Source organism: Companilactobacillus tucceti DSM 20183, from assembly GCF_001434665.1.
Lineage (GTDB): Bacteria > Bacillota > Bacilli > Lactobacillales > Lactobacillaceae > Companilactobacillus > Companilactobacillus tucceti.
Genome location: NZ_AZDG01000005.1, coordinates 31,312 through 50,232, shown reverse-complemented (window position 1 = coordinate 50,232; position 18,921 = coordinate 31,312). Strand labels below are relative to the sequence as shown.

The 18,921-nt window shown below is 35.6% G+C and carries 16 protein-coding genes and 1 pseudogene; 12 read left to right on the top strand and 5 right to left on the bottom strand.

Annotated elements, in window-relative coordinates:
• Positions 1-8: 8 nt before the first annotated feature.
• The gene (locus FC72_RS03370; protein ID WP_057764795.1) at positions 9-983 is read left to right on the top strand and encodes a ribose-phosphate diphosphokinase; all 975 of its coding nucleotides are present in this window, start codon (positions 9-11) and stop codon (positions 981-983) included.
• Positions 984-1,194: 211 nt separating this feature from the next.
• Positions 1,195-2,532 (top strand): NADP-specific glutamate dehydrogenase, encoded by a 1,338-nt coding sequence (gdhA, locus tag FC72_RS03365; RefSeq protein WP_057764794.1) that lies wholly within the window; start codon positions 1,195-1,197, stop codon positions 2,530-2,532.
• Here gdhA and FC72_RS10720 read toward each other — a convergent pair.
• From FC72_RS10720 to FC72_RS03350, 4 genes and pseudogenes are all read right to left on the bottom strand, one after another.
• Positions 2,519-2,593: pseudogene (locus FC72_RS10720) on the bottom strand (MscL family protein); the annotation flags it as partial. The gene gdhA and the pseudogene FC72_RS10720 overlap by 14 nt on opposite strands.
• Positions 2,594-2,707: 114 nt before the next feature.
• The gene (locus FC72_RS03360; RefSeq protein WP_057764793.1) at positions 2,708-4,411 is read right to left on the bottom strand and encodes a glycerol-3-phosphate dehydrogenase/oxidase; all 1,704 of its coding nucleotides are present in this window, start codon (positions 4,409-4,411) and stop codon (positions 2,708-2,710) included.
• Positions 4,412-4,493: 82 nt separating this feature from the next.
• Positions 4,494-5,828 (bottom strand): HD domain-containing protein, encoded by a 1,335-nt coding sequence (locus FC72_RS03355; protein WP_057764791.1) that lies wholly within the window; start codon positions 5,826-5,828, stop codon positions 4,494-4,496.
• On the bottom strand, positions 5,825-6,640 hold the full coding sequence (locus FC72_RS03350; RefSeq protein WP_057764789.1) for a lipoate--protein ligase family protein: 816 nt from the start codon (positions 6,638-6,640) through the stop codon (positions 5,825-5,827). The genes FC72_RS03355 and FC72_RS03350 overlap by 4 nt, the downstream gene beginning before the upstream one ends.
• A gap of 64 nt (positions 6,641-6,704) precedes the next feature.
• On the opposite strand from FC72_RS03350, the gene FC72_RS03345 reads away from it, so the two are divergent.
• The 6 genes from FC72_RS03345 to FC72_RS03320 all read left to right on the top strand — a co-directional run bounded on the left by FC72_RS03345 (position 6,705) and on the right by FC72_RS03320 (position 13,005).
• Positions 6,705-7,145, top strand: a complete 441-nt coding sequence (locus FC72_RS03345; RefSeq protein WP_057764778.1) for a YwiB family protein — start codon at positions 6,705-6,707, stop codon at positions 7,143-7,145.
• A 45-nt stretch (positions 7,146-7,190) separates the two neighbouring features.
• Positions 7,191-7,838, top strand: a complete 648-nt coding sequence (gene rpoE, locus FC72_RS03340) for a DNA-directed RNA polymerase subunit delta (RefSeq protein WP_157051094.1) — start codon at positions 7,191-7,193, stop codon at positions 7,836-7,838.
• A 166-nt stretch (positions 7,839-8,004) separates the two neighbouring features.
• Positions 8,005-9,618 carry a CTP synthase gene (locus FC72_RS03335; protein WP_057764776.1) on the top strand — a complete coding sequence of 538 codons (1,614 nt, stop codon included), beginning with the start codon at positions 8,005-8,007 and terminating at the stop codon, positions 9,616-9,618.
• A gap of 30 nt (positions 9,619-9,648) precedes the next feature.
• Positions 9,649-10,923, top strand: coding sequence for a UDP-N-acetylglucosamine 1-carboxyvinyltransferase (locus FC72_RS03330; protein ID WP_057764774.1), 1,275 nt, complete (start codon positions 9,649-9,651; stop codon positions 10,921-10,923).
• 238 nt (positions 10,924-11,161) lie between these two features.
• Complete coding sequence (abc-f, locus tag FC72_RS03325; RefSeq protein WP_057764772.1) at positions 11,162-12,655, top strand: ribosomal protection-like ABC-F family protein; 1,494 nt, start codon at positions 11,162-11,164, stop codon at positions 12,653-12,655.
• A gap of 101 nt (positions 12,656-12,756) precedes the next feature.
• On the top strand, positions 12,757-13,005 hold the full coding sequence (locus tag FC72_RS03320) for a type B 50S ribosomal protein L31 (RefSeq protein ID WP_057764770.1): 249 nt from the start codon (positions 12,757-12,759) through the stop codon (positions 13,003-13,005).
• Positions 13,006-13,031: 26 nt separating this feature from the next.
• Here the strand turns inward: FC72_RS03320 and FC72_RS03315 are convergent, their stop codons facing one another.
• On the bottom strand, positions 13,032-14,258 hold the full coding sequence (locus FC72_RS03315; protein WP_057764768.1) for a multidrug efflux MFS transporter: 1,227 nt from the start codon (positions 14,256-14,258) through the stop codon (positions 13,032-13,034).
• A gap of 89 nt (positions 14,259-14,347) precedes the next feature.
• Here FC72_RS03315 and FC72_RS03310 point away from each other — a divergent pair, with 89 nt between their 5' ends.
• From FC72_RS03310 to alr, 4 genes are all read left to right on the top strand, one after another.
• On the top strand, positions 14,348-15,712 hold the full coding sequence (locus FC72_RS03310) for a UDP-N-acetylmuramoyl-tripeptide--D-alanyl-D-alanine ligase (RefSeq protein WP_057764766.1): 1,365 nt from the start codon (positions 14,348-14,350) through the stop codon (positions 15,710-15,712).
• A gap of 80 nt (positions 15,713-15,792) precedes the next feature.
• Positions 15,793-17,334: a degradosome RNA helicase CshA gene (gene cshA, locus FC72_RS03305; RefSeq protein ID WP_057764764.1), complete on the top strand. Its 1,542-nt coding sequence runs from the start codon at positions 15,793-15,795 to the stop codon at positions 17,332-17,334.
• 110 nt (positions 17,335-17,444) lie between these two features.
• The gene (acpS, locus tag FC72_RS03300; RefSeq protein WP_057764762.1) at positions 17,445-17,804 is read left to right on the top strand and encodes a holo-ACP synthase; all 360 of its coding nucleotides are present in this window, start codon (positions 17,445-17,447) and stop codon (positions 17,802-17,804) included.
• Entirely contained in the window at positions 17,804-18,919 is a 1,116-nt protein-coding gene (alr, locus tag FC72_RS03295; protein WP_057764760.1) for an alanine racemase, read from the top strand. Before acpS ends, alr begins: the two co-directional genes overlap by 1 nt.
• Positions 18,920-18,921 lie beyond the last annotated feature (2 nt).

Here is an 18,921-nt window from a genome sequence, read left to right as displayed (position 1 = left end):
GAAGATTAATGTCATATCAAATGAGTGATAGACCGATTAAAATTTTTGCATTGAATTCAAACAAACCTCTAGCAGAAAAGATTGCTGAGGAAGTAGGACTTCCTTTAGGTAAGTCATCAGTTACACGTTTTAGTGACGGTGAAATTCAAATCAATATTGAAGAAAGTATTCGTGGAGCTGAAGTATTCTTAGTTCAATCAACTTCAGCACCAGTTAACGATAACCTAATGGAATTGTTGATCATGATCGATGCGCTAAAACGTGCTTCAGCTCATGTTATTAATGTTGTTATTCCATATTATGGTTATGCAAGACAAGATAGAAAGTCACGTTCTCGTGAACCTATTACTGCTAAGTTAGTTGCTAATATGTTACAACGTGCTGGTGCTACTAGAGTATTAGCACTTGATTTGCATGCTGCACAAATTCAAGGATTCTTTGATATCCCAGTTGACCATCTTATGGGTGCTCCATTGTTGGCTGATTACTTCTTATCAAATCATCTTGAAGAAGATGCCGTAGTTGTTTCACCAGACCACGGTGGTGTAACTCGTGCTAGAAAGCTTGCTGAATTTTTGAAGACACCAATTGCTATTATCGATAAGAGAAGACCTCGTGCTAATGTTGCCGAAGTTATGAATATTATTGGTAATGTTAAAGGAAAACGCGCCATTATTATTGATGATATGATCGATACTGCAGGTACAATTTCACTAGCATCACAAGCATTGATCGATGCCGGTGCTACTGAAGTTTATGCATGTTGTACACATCCAATTCTTTCAGGCCCAGCTATTGAAAGAATTGAAGCATCACCAATTAAGCAATTAGTTGTTACAGATTCAATCAATCTACCAAAAGAAAAGATTATTGATAAGATGGTACAAGTTTCAGTTGGACCATTGATCGGTGACGCAATTCGTCGTATTCATGAAAATGAACCAGTTAGTCCATTATTTGATACACGTTTCAAACGTAATTAAAAAAAGAGTGTGACAAGAGGCGGTCTGCCACCGGAACATAGCCTAGAATCACGAATGATTGGTACTATCAATCATTTGTGGTTCGTAGCTATGTGGAGGTTGCAGCCTTTTGGTACACGTTTAGTCTATAAAAATTTTGAAATGTAGTAAGGGGTTGTGACATATGTCGCAGTCCCCTTTTTGCTAACTAAAAATAAAGGTAGGGTAAAGCATGGTTGAAGTTAATGCATATATTGATGAGTTAAAAAATACTATTGAAAAAAGAGACCCAAATCAAATTGAATTTAAGGAAGCGGCTTTTGAAGTTTTAGATAATCTTAAACCGGTTTTGCAACGTCATCCTGAATATGTTGAACGCAATATACTGGGATCATTGATCGAACCTGAACGAGTATTTCAATTCAGAATCCCTTGGATGGCTGATGATGGATCGTTTAAAGTTAACCGTGGTTTTCGTGTTCAATACAACTCAGCCATTGGACCTTATAAAGGTGGTTTGAGATTACATCCAAGCGTTAATTTAAGTATTGTTAAGTTCTTAGGCTTTGAGCAAATTTTTAAAAATAGTTTGACCGGACTTCCCATTGGTGGTGGCAAAGGTGGTAGTGATTTTGACCCTAAGGGGAAATCGGATGCTGAAATTATGCGCTTTTGCCAAAGCTTTATGACAGAATTACAAAAATATATCGGTCCAGACCTCGACGTTCCCGCTGGTGATATCGGTGTTGGTGGCCGTGAGATTGGTTTTCTTTACGGACAATATAAGCGTCTAAATGGCTCTAAGCCGGGGATACTAACAGGTAAAGGGTTAACATATGGCGGTAGTTTGGCCAGAACTGAAGCCACTGGTTTTGGTTTAATTTATTATCTCCATGCCTTACTTGAAGACCATGGTGATCATTTGTCTGGTAAAAAAATTAAAATCTCAGGATCAGGAAATGTTGCTCTTTATGCATTAAAACGTGCTACCGAATTTGGTGCTAAGGTTATAACTATGTCTGATTCAGATGGATGTATTTATGATCCAAATGGAATCAAATTTGATGTTGTTAAACAAATCAAAGAAGTCGAACGTGGACGTATTAGTGAATATGTAAAACGTGTAGAAACCGCAACTTATTCAATGGATTCAGTTTGGGATCTTGATGTTAATTATGATATTGCTTTGCCATGTGCTACTCAAAATGAGATCAATGAGAAACAGGCCGAGCTAATGAATGTTAATGGTGTTGAATATATTGCTGAAGGTGCTAATATGCCAAGTACTCCAGAAGCTATCAATGCATATAAGAAAGCTGATATTATCTATGCGCCTGGTAAAGCAGCTAATGCCGGTGGAGTTGCTGTATCTGCTCTTGAAATGAGCCAAAATAGTGAACGATTATCTTGGAGTTTTGAAGAAGTAGATAATCAATTAAAAAATATCATGGAAGATATTTATGCTAAGTCATCTAAAGCCGCAAAGGATTACGATCTTGGAGATGATTATCAAGCTGGAGCAAATATAGCTGGATTTGAAAAAGTTGCTTTGGCAATGCACCAACGATAACACCAACAGCAAGGTCAACAACACTACCACGAGAAATGAATTCTTGAAATTCCTTAAACATGTCGCGCAATCTCCTTCTTTGTTGTTACTTTATTGTTGAATTAGTACAACAACAACTTTACTATATTTTGAAGTTTTTGAAAGGGGATGTAATCATAATTTTATCTAAATTTATTTAATCGGTAATTTGAGCGACGTGTTCTTTGTAGGCTTTCTTAACATCTTTTAATTCGGTTAAGTGTAGTTTCTTTTTAACCTCATCAGTCATTGCCTTTTTGGTATCATCATCCCAATGATAGAAATTACACATATATTCAATCACTGGTTCTTGGATTTCTTTTGCATGGTTTATATCAAACAACATTTGACTGCTACGACGTAATAAATAATCAATAGGATGTTCGACCATTTCTGCTTTTAATCCATATTGCAGCATAGCCCAATCTATTCTAGGTAGTCCATCTTTTTTAGCTTCTTTAGGTAGTAATTCATAAATATCTAATACATTTGAACCATATCTTTGTACTAACTTTTCAGCTTCTTCACGTTCTAGATCGTAATTAACAACTCCTTCTTGAGCCATCTTATCGTAGTATGATAACCAACCGTTATCTCCACCTACGTCACCACCAGATAGTGGAAGATCTTTAGTTTGTTCTGCCTTGTATTCGTAATTGCCTTCAGTTGCTAATTGTTTAGCAACTATATCAACGATCTTTTCGGCCATTTTACGATAACCAGTCAATTTACCACCGGCAATTGATAATAGATTTGAGTTTGATTGGAATATTTCGTCTTTACGAGAAATTTCTGAAGGTGATTTTCCTTCTTCTTGAATCAATGGACGTACTCCAGACCAACCTGATTCAACATCTTCAGGAGTCAAAGTCTGTGGTAGGTCAAACATTTGATTAGCGGCAGCTAAAATGTATGTTACGTCTTTTACAGTGATGCTTGGTTCCTTAGGGTCTTCATTCCAAGTTGTATCAGTTGTTCCGATATATGTTTTACCTTCACGTGGAATTGCAAACATCATTCGATTGTCATGGAAAGGTGTGTCAAAATAGATTGAATTTGAAATAGGGAACTTATCATGGTCGATCACTAAATGAACACCCTTAGTTAGATGCAAGTGTTTACCTACATTTGAGCCGTCCATTTCTCTAATTTCATCTACCCAAGGTCCACAAGCGTTGATTATCTTTTTAGCAAATATCTCACCGGTTGTTTCTGAAATCAAATCTTTGAAGGTCACTCCACAAACTTGATTTTGACTATCGTAAAGTAGTCCAGTGACTTTAGTATAATTTGCAATCAATGAACCTTCTTCACTAGCTTTTTTAACAACTTCTAAAGTTAATCTAGCGTCATCAGTACGATATTCAACATATACACCTGAACCCTTTAGATTTTCACCTTTAATAAATGGTTCTCTTTCAAGAGTCTTTTTAGGGTCTAGCATGTATTTGCGTTCAGAAGATTTTACTTGTGCTAGACGATCATAAACATCTAATCCGATTGATGTAGTGAATGGGCCAAAAGTTCCTCCGTAATAGAAGGGGAGCATCATTTTTAGGGGAGTTGTGATTTGTGGGGCATTGTTATAAACAATTGCACGCTCACTTCCAACTTCATGAACCTCATTAATGGCAGCTTGCTTCAAATAACGTAATCCACCATGAACTAACTTAGTTGATCGACTGGATGTACCAGAAGCAAAGTCACGCATTTCTAATAGTCCAGTTTTTAGTCCACGTGTTTGGGCATCTAGCGTTATTCCACTACCAGTTATTCCACCACCAATTACTAATAAATCTAATTCTTGATCTTGCATTGATTTCAAATTATCGATTCTAGTTGTATTTGAGAATTCTTTCATAAAAGTGCTCCTCCTTAAAGATTATAATTACATTCTATTAAAATAAGCCAAAAGTTGAAAGCGTTTGTAACTGAAATAAGAATTAAACGATCATATCGTTGTGAATATGGTCTTTGAATGATTGATAATATTCACTAAAAATATCGTTTGAATGTTCTACGATCATTGATTTAGGGAAGTAGAAACGTTCATCACCACTTATTTTTCCAGTTAGTGCATTTACCAATCTACTGATTGTTGATAATTCGATCAAAGAACCATCATCTTGCATGATCTCAATTTGGGTTTTGCGTTTGTTTTGACGCGGATTATATATATCATATGGTAGGTCAAAACTAGTGTTGATAGCTGTATAGTAATTTTTATCAAAGCCAGCACTTTCGACTAATTCGGATAATTCCGGCAACTTATGTTTTGTTTCATGATTATATTGAGCTGATTTGAATGGTTTTCGACTTAAAAATCTATAAGCTAGATCCTTGAGTGTTTCGTCAGGATAATTTTGCCAAAGAGTAAAATAGGTATTCAAAATTCCATCATCAAGTGATAGATAGTCGTTTATAGTCACATTTTTATTGAAGAATGGTACTAATAGGCTAGGCATTTCAAAGCCATTCATTTGATTATGCTCATATAGATCTTTAGCTCGTTGCAACAGTTTAGTTAAAACGACTTCCATTCCACGTGATACGGGATGGAAATAGATTTGTTGATACATTTGAAAACGACACAAAACATAATCTTCAACGGCATGCATACCGTCATTGTCAAAGGCGATACCTTTTTTGTATGGGCGCATAACACGAAGAATTCTAGTTAAGTCAAACATTCCATACTTGGTACCAGTGAAATAAGCATCTCTGAGCAAATAGTCCATTCGATCAGCATCGATTTGACTGGAGATCATTTGAACTACTTGAGGATTTGGATAAGTGTGGTCAATAACACTGGCTACTTTTTCTGGAAAGTCGTCAGAAACTTGTTTAAGGACTTGGTTTATTTCAGTTTCTGGTGAAGTGATGATTTTTTGTGTCCACATCTCGTGATCAGTATTAAAGATATGTTCAAATGTGTGTGAATATGGACCGTGGCCTAAATCATGTAAGAGTGCAGCACATAAAGCAACGATTCGCTCATCATCATTCCAAAGGCCATCATCAGAATTTTTGCTAGGATAATTTCTTTGAAAGTTATCACAAATTTGTCTGGTTATTTCATATACTCCCATGCAATGTGTAAATCTGGAGTGTTCAGCACCTTGGAAAGTAAAGGATGATGTACCTAATTGTTTGATACGACGTAATCTTTGAAACTCTTTAGTGTTTATCAGATCTAGTATTACTTTATGTTGGACATGTATGTAGTTGTGGATTGGATCGCGAAATACTTTTTCTCTAGGCAACATTTGAACGTTCATTCATTTACCTCCGATAATTTATTATTTTTGTAAATAAGATCTTCCATAGTTTGTTGATAGGCATCAAGATATGGTGCAGAGTTTTTTACTATATTAAATTGACTCCTATCAATATTATATTTTTGCTCAATAGTTTTGAGAATACTCTTTTTGGCATCTTGGATAGTTAATTCTTGATGTATCAATGAATCAAGATTTTCCATACAGTTAATATCTATATTAGGAAAGCCGATTTTTTTGTTGACGGGATAATCGCTTATCTCGTAGAAATCTTTCATTAATTGAGAGCGTTTCTTTTGGTCGCCATTGATACTGATATAGGCCATTATTGCCACTCCATCACCAGATCTTCTTTGTGAGATGCCGGCAATTTTTTTACCATTGATACTTAGGTCATAAGTTCCTGGACAATAAGAGTGTTCGATCGTGCCTGTTTCGATGTCTTTTGAGAACGTCTTTTGCATTATTTGATGCATTTCTTCATATGCTTGGTCAATTGTGATATTGTTTTTATCAGGTAAAAATAACGTAAAGTTTAGGATTCCGTCATCGGTCACTACACCAAGTCCACCAGAATTACGTACATAATAGATGTAATCTTTGTCGGCTAAACTTTTAAGTCCGCCAGAAAGATTACTGAGACGTTGGTCTTGAAGACCTAGGATCACAGTTTTAGGTGTTGTCCAAAAATGTGCAATGGGTATTTTGCTCTCAGAAACAAACCGTAAAATCGCCCCTGTATCCGCAAATGGATTGAGCATTTCTTGATCTTTTTTAATTTGTTGGTCGTATAATAAAATTGTATTGTTCATTGACTGAATCACTTCTTCTAAATATAATTGTTATTTTAATTTTATCATGTAGAGGCGCTATATATTGGAAAATAATAGTTTAGGTGTAAATGTAGAGTTAAATATGGAAGTTTCCCAGGCTGGAGAATTAACTCACACAAGAATTGCTGAACCTGGGATGTTAACTCGAGTTGGTAATTCAACTTATTTAAGATTTAATGAGAAACTAGATAATAATCAGGAAGCTAAGATATTAGTAAAAATAGCTGATAATGGAGAAATTCATTTGAAACGTACAGCGCAGAGCACTCATTTGGCATCTCTTTTGTATTTTACGAATCAAGATCACAATAGCGGACATCTTGAAACTGAGTACGGAGTCATGCAATTAAAGACTTTTACAAGAAATTCTCAGGTGGAAATTAAAAATAGACCGCTTTCAGGAAAAATAAACATTGATTATGACTTGATTTACGATAATAATATAGTAGGAAATTATAAGTTTAGATTGATTTTTAAGGCGTAGCTAGATATGATTATTAGTAAGACGCTGCGAAAGGACGTGTACCGTTTGGAACTTGAAAAATTCAAGAATCAAAACAAAGAGGAACTTTCTCTAATCGAGGTAGCCTACGAAATCCTTGATAATAATAACAAAGAAGCCATGAACTTCTCTAACATTGTTAATAAAATACAAGATTACTTAGGTAAGACTGATGAAGAAATTAAAGAAGGTCTTCCACAATTTTATACAGATTTGAATAATGACGGCAGTTTTCTCTCGCTTGGGGAAAATGTCTGGGGATTGCGTGAGTGGTATCCATTTGATTCTGTTGATGAGGAAGTAAATCATCCAGAAGATAACGGAACTAAAAACACTCATAAGGCTGCTCAAAAAGTTAATGCTTTCTTGAGTGACGATGATGAAGATGATGACGTAATTGACTACGATGATGATAATGACTTGGAAGTAAATGATATGAATGACGATGATGATGACTCTAGCGATTCATCAAATGGTCCTGATTTATCTAAGTTTACTAATTCTGATCTATCTGTTGACGATGATAGTGATGATGAACAAGATACCGGATTAGATGATGGTATCGAAGGTCAATTAACAGAATTTGACAGTGATGACGCTGACGCAGACATCGATCTTGACGAAGAAGACGATGATGACGACGACGATGATGATGATGAAAACGATGACATCTAAATTTATAGATTAAAAGTTTGACGAGTGAGTTATATAACAGTATTATATTGTTTGGGCTCTATTAGATTGTCTAATTACAAGTTCCCTGTTCAGTGTGAATAGGGGACTTTTTTATTTTTATTTAAGAAATCCCTTTCAAAAATAGCAATAGTATGTGGAGGAAAATATGACAAAATATATTTTTATTACAGGTGGAGTTGTTTCATCTCTTGGCAAGGGTATCGTTGCGGCATCTCTTGGTAGATTATTAAAAAATCGCGGACTTAAAGTAACGATGCAAAAATTTGATCCTTATATCAACGTGGACCCTGGAACTATGAGTCCTTACCAACACGGTGAAGTTTATGTAACAAATGATGGTACAGAAACTGATTTGGATCTTGGACATTATGAAAGATTTATCGACAATGATCTTAATAAGTACTCAAATGTTACAACTGGAAAGATTTATTCAGAAGTAATCCGTCGCGAACGTCGTGGTGATTACAATGGTGCAACTGTACAAGTTATTCCACATATTACAGATATGATCAAACAAAAAATTATGCGTGCTGCTACTACTACAGACTCAGATGTTATCATTACTGAAGTTGGTGGTACTGTAGGTGATATCGAATCACTTCCATATCTTGAAGCATTGCGTCAAATGAAGTCAGAAGTTGGTTCAGAGAACGTCGTTTACATCCATACTTCTTTAGTTCCATATTTAAGAGCTGCTGGCGAAATGAAGACAAAGCCAACACAACACAGTGTTAAAGAATTACGTGGTATTGGTATTCAACCTAACATCTTGGTTGTTCGTACAGAACAAGAAATGCCACAAAGCATGAAAGATAAGATCGCATCATTTTGTGATGTTGATTCAGAGGCAGTTATTGAATCACGTGATGCTGAATCACTTTATGACATTCCTCTAAATCTTCAAGCACAAAACTTTGATGATATCGTATGTCGCTACTTGCACTTAAATACTAAAGAAGCTGACATGGCAGATTGGAACAAATTAGTAAATCGTGTGCACAATTTGAAGCACACAACAAAGATTACGTTAGTTGGTAAGTATACAAAGTTACAAGATGCTTATATTTCTGTTACAGAAGCACTTCGTTCTGCTGGATATGTATATAATACTGATATAGAATTAAAGAAGATTTCAGCAGACGAAATTACAGAAGATAATGTCGCTGAACTTCTAAAAGATGCTGATGGTATTCTCGTACCTGGTGGTTTTGGTAGCCGTGGTCTAGAAGGAATGATCACAACTATTAAATATGCCCGTGAAAACGATGTTCCTTATTTTGGAATTTGTTTAGGTATGCAAATGGCAAGTATCGAATTTGCTAGAAATGTTGCTGGTATTTCTGATGCAACAACTGGTGAAGTAGATGACAATGCCAAGAATAAGATTATTGATATTATGGCTGATAAGAAGGATCTTGAAGACCGTGGTGGTACATTACGTTTGGGTGCATATCCATGTAAATTAAAACCAGGTTCAAAGACAGCTGCAGCTTATGATAATCAATCAGTTATCCAAGAAAGACACAGACACAGATATGAATTTAATAATGATTATCGCAAACAATTTGAAGATCTTGGACTAAGTTTTTCTGGTGTTTCACCTGACAACCGTCTTGTAGAAATTATCGAAGTTCCAGAAAACAAGTTCCATATTGCTGTGCAATATCATCCCGAATTCCTATCCAGACCAACAAAACCAGAAGGTTTATTCAAGGCATTTATTGGTGCTGCATCTGGTCTTGATGAAGAAAATATGTAGTTTTAGTTAATAATAGTTAGGGAAAAGCTTATGCAAAAACTTGTAATAAATGGTGGTAAAAAGTTAACAGGTGAAGTTACTATTGGAGGTGCCAAGAACAGTACAGTGGCACTTATTCCTGCAGCAATTTTATCTGATACTCCAGTGGTGTTGGATTCAGTGCCACAAATTAGAGATGTTAAAAACTTACGTTCAATTCTACAGGATATGAACGTTTCTTCTACAATGGAAGATGATGTATTAAAGATTGATCCGACACAGATTCAATTTGCCGAATTACCTAGTGGAAAAGTGAGCAGCTTACGTGCGTCATATTACTTTATGGGTGCGATGCTAGGTCGATTTGGTAAAGCAGTGGTAGGTTTTCCCGGTGGGGATGACATTGGACCTCGTCCCATTGATCAACATATCAAAGGCTTTGAAGCACTTGGAGCACATGTTGAAAATAAACATGGACAAATCATTATTACGACTCCAGACGGTGGTTTGAGAGGAGCTAAGATTTTCTTAGATATGGTTTCTGTAGGTGCTACTATCAATGTTATTCTTGCAGCTGTTAAGGCCAAGGGAACTACTATAATTGAAAATGCAGCAAAGGAACCTGAAATTATTGATTTAGCCACTTTCCTTAACAACATGGGTGCAGTTATCCGTGGAGTTGGAACTGAGACTATTAGAATTGAAGGTGTTGATACTCTTCGTTCTAATAATGCTCATACTATTATTCCCGATCGTATTGAAGCAGGAACTTATTTAAGCTTGGCTGCTGCTAATGGCGGTGGAATTTTAGTTAAAAATATTATTAGCGAACATTTGGATGCATTTATTGCCAAACTTGATGAGATGGGCGTTAATTTAGATATTGGTGAGGATAGCATTTATGTTAATGCATCACCAAACCTTAAGTCAGTTAATATCAAAACAATGCCATATCCTGGCTTTGCTACAGATTTACAACAACCTATAACACCATTGTTGATGCAAGCTCAGGGTGAAGCAATGGTAATTGATACCATTTATCCCAAACGTGTTAAACATATTTCTGAGTTAAACAAGATGGGCGCTAATATCACTAGTGAAGATGACTTGATTTTGGTTAGAGGAGGATCACACTTACAAGGAGCAGAAGTTTCTGCAGAAGAGATCCGCGCAGGCGCATGCTTGATGATCGCAGGACTAATTGCTGAAGGTAAAACAGTGATCGATAATGCTGAAAATATCTTAAGAGGATATGACCAAGTCGTTACTAAGTTACGCGCTTTATCGGCAGATGTATCATTGATGGGTACTGATGATTTGATTTAGTATTGACAAATTATTATTAAGCTGATAAATTAGTTTCTAGAATAAAACAAGAGAGGGAGTGCAGCCGTTGAGAAATTAAGTTGAAATTTTAAATTATACAAAATAAGTGTGTAATTTGACTTCAACTTTATTTCTACAACTGCGCCTTCCTGTAAGTTAAAAGGGAGAACGCTGTTTAATTAGCGTTCTTTTTTGTTGGAATAAAACCGGTCAAATGCACAAAGAGGTGCATTTATAAATGGGAACTATACAAATAGAAAATATGAGTTATAAATATGATCAAATGGTGGATAATCTGTTTGATTCATTGAATTTACAAATTGATGAGAGTTGGAAATTAGGCCTAATTGGACGTAATGGTCGTGGTAAAACAACATTAATGAAAATATTGCTTGGTAAGTTACCTTATCAAGGTAAAATAATTTCCAATCTGAATTTTTATTATTATCCACAAAAAGTAAACGATAAGAATCGTTCTACTATTGAGATCGTAAAAGAATTAACTGATTTAGAAGACTACGATATTTGGAAAATAGAAGTTGAACTTGATAAATTAAAAGCAAAACCAGATATTTTGGAACAAAACTTTTCAACATTAAGTCCAGGCGAGCAAACAAAGGTCCTATTGGCAATTTTATTTATTGACGATTATGGCTTTCAGTTGATCGATGAACCAACTAATCACTTGGATATTGAAGGTAGACAAGTTGTAGCTGATTATTTGAAAAGTAAAAAGGGATTTATTGTTATAAGTCATGATAAGACCTTTTTGAATGAAGTCATCGACCATGTTATTTCAATTAATCGACAAAATGTAGATATATACAAAGGTAACTTTGACGTTTGGGAACAAGAAAAGAAAATGCAAGACCAAGCTGAATTTGATGAAAAAGAGCAGTTAAAAAAAGATATTTCAAGACTTCATGAAACAGCGGTCAAAAGAGAAAATTGGTCAAACCAATCTGAAAAGCAAAAAAATAAAACTGGATTACAAAAGGTCAATTTAGATAAAGGCTTTATTAGTCATAAGGCGTCTAAGATGATGAGAAAAGCAAAGTCAGTTTCTAAACGTGTTGATTCTGAAATCGAGAAGAAACAAGGCTTACTTAAAAATATCGAGATAGAAGAACCTATCAAGCTAAATTACTTAGAGGTTACACATCCTAAGACTCTTGTTACAGTGAACGATCTGCAGCTTGTTCATGGAGATATAAAGACACCAAAAATAAGCTTTAAAGTTCCAATTGATCAGGTTGTTTCTTTAGTAGGTAAAAATGGTATCGGTAAAACAACGATTTTTAGACAAATATTAGGGATCGATCAACCATTTAAACAAAATGGAGATATAATTGTCGCAAACGGAATTAAAGTTTCGTATTTAGCACAAGAGAATGAATTGTCAGGTGATATTAAACAACTTGCTCAGATCAAAAAAATCGATCCAGAGATGATCTTTTCAAATTTACGAAAATTAGGTTTTGAAAGAGATCTTTTTGAACAACCAGTCGAAAGTATGAGTCAAGGTCAAAGAAGAAAAGTTGCGTTAGCGATAAGTTTATCTCAAGAAGCAAACTTGTATTTTTGGGATGAACCATTAAATTATTTAGATGTCATAACGCGTCAGCAAATAATTGATGCCATAAAAAAACAGCACCCAACGATGCTGTTGATCGACCACGATAAAGACCTGATCGATGAAATATCTAGTCAAAAAATAATCTTGGAAAATTAGAATTATATTGAATATTCTTGCTATCCATGATAACATTAAACACCGTTAGTAAATTTAATCTCTATTTCTGCAAAAGATTTAGGGCAAAGGAGCGACATAGAATGAAAACAGGAATTCATCCAGAGTACCATCAAGTTGTCTTCATGGACTCATCAACAGGTAAGAAGTTTTTAGCTGGTTCAACTGTTAACTCAAGTGAAACAACAGATTATGAAGGTACAGAATATCCATTAATTCGTGTTGAAATTTCATCTGACTCACATCCTTTCTACACAGGTAAACAAAAGTTTGCTCAAGCAGATGGACGTATCGACCGTTTCAACAAGAAATATGGTTTGCAAAACAAATAAAAAGCCATCCTTTCTCGGGAAGGCTTTTATTTTTTAGCTTTTTTTGACTTCATGTGTGAAAATACCCAAAAGAAGTTGATTGAAGCGAGGATACTTGTACTTATGAATACAGCTGAATAACTTAGGATACTGGAGATGTAAGAACCTAATAGTGGTCCACATACATTTCCGACAGACTGAAATGACTGGTTGTATCCAAAGACTCGACCTGTATATTTTGCATCCGCATTCTTTGCTAGAATGGTTTGAACTTGTGGGAATAAGCAGGCGTCAGATACACCGACTAGAAACCTTAATATTCCTAGTTGCCAAACATTTGTAACAAATGCTTGTGGGATATAGACAATGACTGCAAATATTAATCCACCGATCAAAATTTTACCTGTACCTATCTTATCGCCTAAAGCACCAAATCTTGGAGCTGCGATGACGTTAGCGATTCCGGGCATGGCAGCAATTACCCCAGATATTAGGGTAACCTTGTCGGAGCCGTTCATTAATTGCTTTACGTACAAACTGATGATTGGGTTAATTGAATTGTTTGATGTTTGGATAATCATAGTTGTAACAAACATGGCTAAAATCAAATTGGGATTTTTGAGTTTATGGAAAATTTCAGATGTGCTTGCTTCTTCATCCTTAGTAATTGGCTTAAAGTCTTCTTTTATGAAAATTACTACGAGGATAAATGCTGTGAATAACAGGCTTCCGGTAACCATAAAAGGAACTCTGAAGCCGAAGTATTGAGCAATGACACCACCAATAAGTGGTCCTAGTAAAGTACCTGAGATAACACCGGTATTTAAAGTACCAAGTGCTTTTCCACTTTCTGATCTCGGTGCGGTGGATGCAATCAAAGTATTGGAATTACTTACAAAACCTGAGAAGACACCTTGTAATAGTCGCAATGCAACTAATTGCCAGGGTGCGGTTACTGTAGCTTGTAAGTAAATGACGATCGACATTCCTAGTGCAGCACGAATTAACATTAATTTTCGTCCTTTGCGATCAGCAATTTTTCCCCAAATTGGAGAAGCAATTGCCATAACTAAAAATGTTGATGAGAATGCTATACCGTTCCAAATCACAAGTTGACTTTTTGTGAAATTGCCTAGCTGATTAATGTATAATGGCATAAAGGGTGTAATCATACTGAAGCCAATTCCGGTCATAAAAGTACTGAACCAAAGAACTTTTAAGTTCCTTTTCCAGTAATTATTACTCTGGGGTTCATCTTTTGTTTGGGAAGTCATAATACATCAAGTCCTTTCTAAGTAATTTAGTATACTCTTTTTATTTGAACAGTATTAAATATTTTGTTAGAATTGGGGAATTTTTTTTCATGAAAATGAAGTTAAAAGAAGTTTATTCTGCTTTAAAATTAGATGTTGACGGTATTGCTGATATTGACGTTACTGGAGTTTGCTTTGATAGCCGTGAAGCTAAAGCAGGCGACTTGTTCTTTCCATTAAAAGGTGAACGAGATGGACATGACTTTATCAACAATGCTATTGAGAATGGTGTGCACGCTACAATATGGCAAAGTGATCATGATATTCCAAATGACGACATTCCTTATGTTGTGGTCGATGATGTATCAAAAGCCTTTGATACATTAGCTAAATACTATCTCGCTAAAGTTAACCCTAAGGTTGTAGCAGTAACTGGTAGCAATGGTAAGACAACTACTAAAGATATGATTGCTAGTGTTTTAGAGACAAGCAATAATGTTGCCAGAACCCAAAAAAGTTTTAACAATGAAATAGGCGTTCCATATACTATTCTTAATATGCCGATCAATACGGAAGTATTAGTAGTAGAAATGGGTATGGATCGCACTGGTCAAATTGAACATCTAAGTAGTCTTGCTAACCCTGACATTTCTGTCATCACTATGATTGGGGAAGCTCATATTGAATTCTTTGGTACTAGAGATAAAATTGCTGATGCAAAGATGGAAATAGTTTCTCATTTACAAGAAGACGGCAGATTTATTTATGATGGGGATGAACCTTTGCTTAGAGACAGAGCTAAAAATGTTGAGCAAAGAAAGTATACTTTTGGTCGTAAAGACGATGATACTCTTTATGCAACTGAAATTAATCCTGGTAAAACTTCTACTACCTTTAAAACAAATCTTTGGCCAGAGATTGAATTTACAATACCAATGATGGGTGATTATAACGTTAACAACGCACTTGCAGCATTATTGGTTGGACTAGAATCACATATTAAACCAGAAGCAATGCAAAAGGCTCTTAAGAACCTTTATGTAACAGAAAATAGAACTGAGTGGTTGAAAGCAAGTAATGGCGCTGACATTTTGAGTGACGTTTATAATTCTAATCCAACCGCTGTGATCGAAGTTTTGAGCAACCTCAAGAATATTCCAACAAAGGGAAGAAGAATCCTTGTGTTGGGTGATATTTTAGAGCTAGGCGATGCTTCTATAGCACTACATGAATCATTGGCAAAGTATATTAATCCAGACGATTTTGCCAAAATATATTTAGTTGGCGAATATATGAAATATTTAGCTGGCAAACTGACTGCAAAATACAGTTCAGGTGATATGAAATGGTATCAAAAAGATCAGTTAGATAAACTAACTGATGATATAAAGAAAGAATTAAACTCAAGTGACACATTATTATTGAAAGCAAGTCATGGAATCCATTTAGAAAACGTTTTACATGCGTTAATTTAAGTTTGCCATTTGAGAATGATAGAGAAACGTGATAAAGTAAACGTCTGTGATTTTATCGTGTTTTAACTTGGAGGATTTTTGTGAAATTTAACGAATTAAATTTAGATTCAAAACTATTAAGTGCTGTTGATGAAGCCGGGTTCGAAGAGACAACCCCCATCCAAGCACAAACTATTCCACTAGTATTAGCTGGTGATGACGTAATTGGACAAGCCCAAACAGGTACAGGTAAGACAGCTGCCTTTGGACTTCCTATCTTAGATGCAGTAGACATGGCTTCAAATGACATTCAAGCCTTAATTATTTCACCTACAAGAGAATTGGCCATTCAAACTCAAGAAGAGTTATATAAATTAGGCCGTAAGAAAAAAGTTAGAGTTCAATCAGTTTATGGTGGTTCTGATATTAGAAGACAGATCCGTTCTTTAAAGAACCATCCTAATGTTCTTGTTGGAACCCCTGGTCGTTTACTTGACCACATTAACCGTCATACGGTTAAGTTAGCAAATGTAAAAACAGTTGTGCTTGATGAAGCTGATGAAATGTTGGACATGGGATTCGTTGAAGATATTGAAAGTATCTTATCTAATGTTCCTCATGAACATCAAACATTGTTATTCTCAGCTACAATGCCTAAACCAATCATGAAGATTGCTGATAAGTTTATGACTGATCCTAAGATCGTTAAGATCAAGTCAAAAGAATTAACTGCTGATAATATTGATCAATATTTTGTTAAGTCACGTGACTTTGAAAAATTTGATTTGATGACACGTATTTTTGATGTTCAAGCACCAGAACTTGCTTTGATCTTTGGTCGTACAAAGCGTCGTGTTGACGAATTGACAAGGGGTCTACAAGCTCGTGGATACAATGCTGAAGGTATTCATGGTGACTTATCTCAAGATAAAAGAACTAGCGTTTTACGTAAGTTCAAAGCTGGAAAACTTGATTATTTAGTAGCAACTGACGTTGCCGCACGTGGATTGGATATTTCAGGTGTATCACACGTTTATAACTATGATATTCCTCAAGACCCAGATAGTTATGTTCACCGTATTGGACGTACTGGTCGTGCCGGACATTCAGGTGTTTCAGTAACTTTTGTTACACCAAATGAAATGAGCTACTTACGTACGATTGAAAATCTTACTAAGAAGCGTATGACACCACTTGCTCCACCTTCAGATAACGAAGTTCTTAAGGGACAAATGGAATCTGTTAAAGAAGAAATCAAAGATACTTTAGCAAACAACAACTTAGATCGGTTTGATGATATCGTTAAGGAATTGCTTGGCGAATATTCACCAGAAGATCTTGTTAAAGTGTTATTGAATGATATGATCAAGGACGCTGAAAGTGTTCCTGTTAAGATTGCACCTGAAAGACCACTTCCATCAAGAAAAGTTAGTCGTAACAAGTCAGGTCACGGCAGACGTTATCGTGGAAATGGTGGTAATTATCGTGGTGGACGCAATGATCATCGTTCAAGAAGACATGACGATCATCGTGGAGGCCATTCTAACCATTCAAACAGTGACAAGCGTCGCAGTAATAATGGTGGAAACAAGAAAAAACAAGGTCAATCTAAGAAATCATTTAAGATCAGAACAACAATCTAAGCTTGATGATTTAGAATTGTCATAAAATGTTTTATAATAAGTAACATGAGGGGACAAGGTAATTAATATTACTTTGTCTTTTTTTGAGAAAAAATGATGGAGAATGATAGATGATAAAGGGATTAGGAGTAGACATTGCCGAAATTGAGCGAGTAAGAAATATTTACAAGCGTTTGCCACGATTTGCGGATAAAATTCTTACATCTGAAGAACTGGAAGTATTTAATGCCAAAAAAACTGAAAAGGCCAAAATGACTTATTTAACTGGTAGATTTTCTGCTAAAGAAGCTTTCACTAAAGCTATGGGCACAGGTTTGGGTAAGATTGGATTTCATGATTTGAGTATATTAAATTACGAATCAGGCCAGCCTTACATCAAAACAGATATTTTTTATGGTAAAATATTCATTTCCATTTCAGATACGGATGAATTAGTGATCACGGAAGTAATTCTAGAGGAGGATAATTAATGTTACCATCAACACATAGACCTGCCTACGTAGAAGTGAGCCTAGATAATTTAAAACACAATTTACAAAGTGAGATCAATAGCGTTCCTAAAGGGACGGCTGTATTTGCCGTTGTTAAGGCTAACGCCTATGGCCATGGACTAGTTAGGGTCGCAAGAGCAGAAGTTGAATATGGAGCCTCTGGACTCTGTGTGACTACATTAGATGAAGCTCTAGAGATTCGTAATGCAGGAGTTAAAGCACCGATTTTGGTTTTAAGTATCACTCCAGTGCAACATGCAATTCTGGCAGCCAATAACGATATTTCTTTGACTATTGGATCCTTAGATTGGTTAGAACAAGCAGCCAGAGAAAATGTTTCTAATTTGAAAATCCATATTGGTATCGATAGTGGTATGGGTAGAATTGGTTTTCGTAACAAACAAGACTTGATCGAAGCATGCAACTATATTAAGGATAATCCTGATAAATTTATTCCAGAAGGTTTGTTTACTCATTTTTCAACTGCTGATAATCCTGATAAGACTTATTTCTTAAAACAAGTAGAGCGATTCAAAGAAATGAAGTCTGATTTACCAATTGATTTTAAATATGTTCATTGCGCCAATACAGCTACTGCTTTGTGGCATCAAGATTTGGCCGTTAATATGGTTCGATTCGGAATAGGGCTGTATGGATTAAATCCATCAGGTACTGATATTCCTGAAGTACCATTTGAATTGAAACCTGCGCTTAGTTTACATTCTGAGTTGGTTTTTGTTAAAGAAATTGAAAAAGGTGAAAAAGTCGGTTATGGTGCCACTTACACTAGTGAAAAGCCAGAATGGATCGGTACAGTTCCAATTGGTTATGCAGATGGATGGCTAAGAAGAATGCAAGGGTACGATGTTTTGATCAATGGTCAAAGATGTCAAATCGTAGGTCGAATCTGTATGGATCAATTTATGGTTCGCCTGCCAGGTAAGTTGCCAGTTGGTACTAAGGTTACATTGATCGGAAAAGATGGCGATGAACAAATCACTGCCACTGATGCAGCCCAATATGCTGGAACTATAAACTACGAAATTCTTTGTTGTTTGACAGATCGGCTACCCCGTATTTACAAACAAGAATGAAA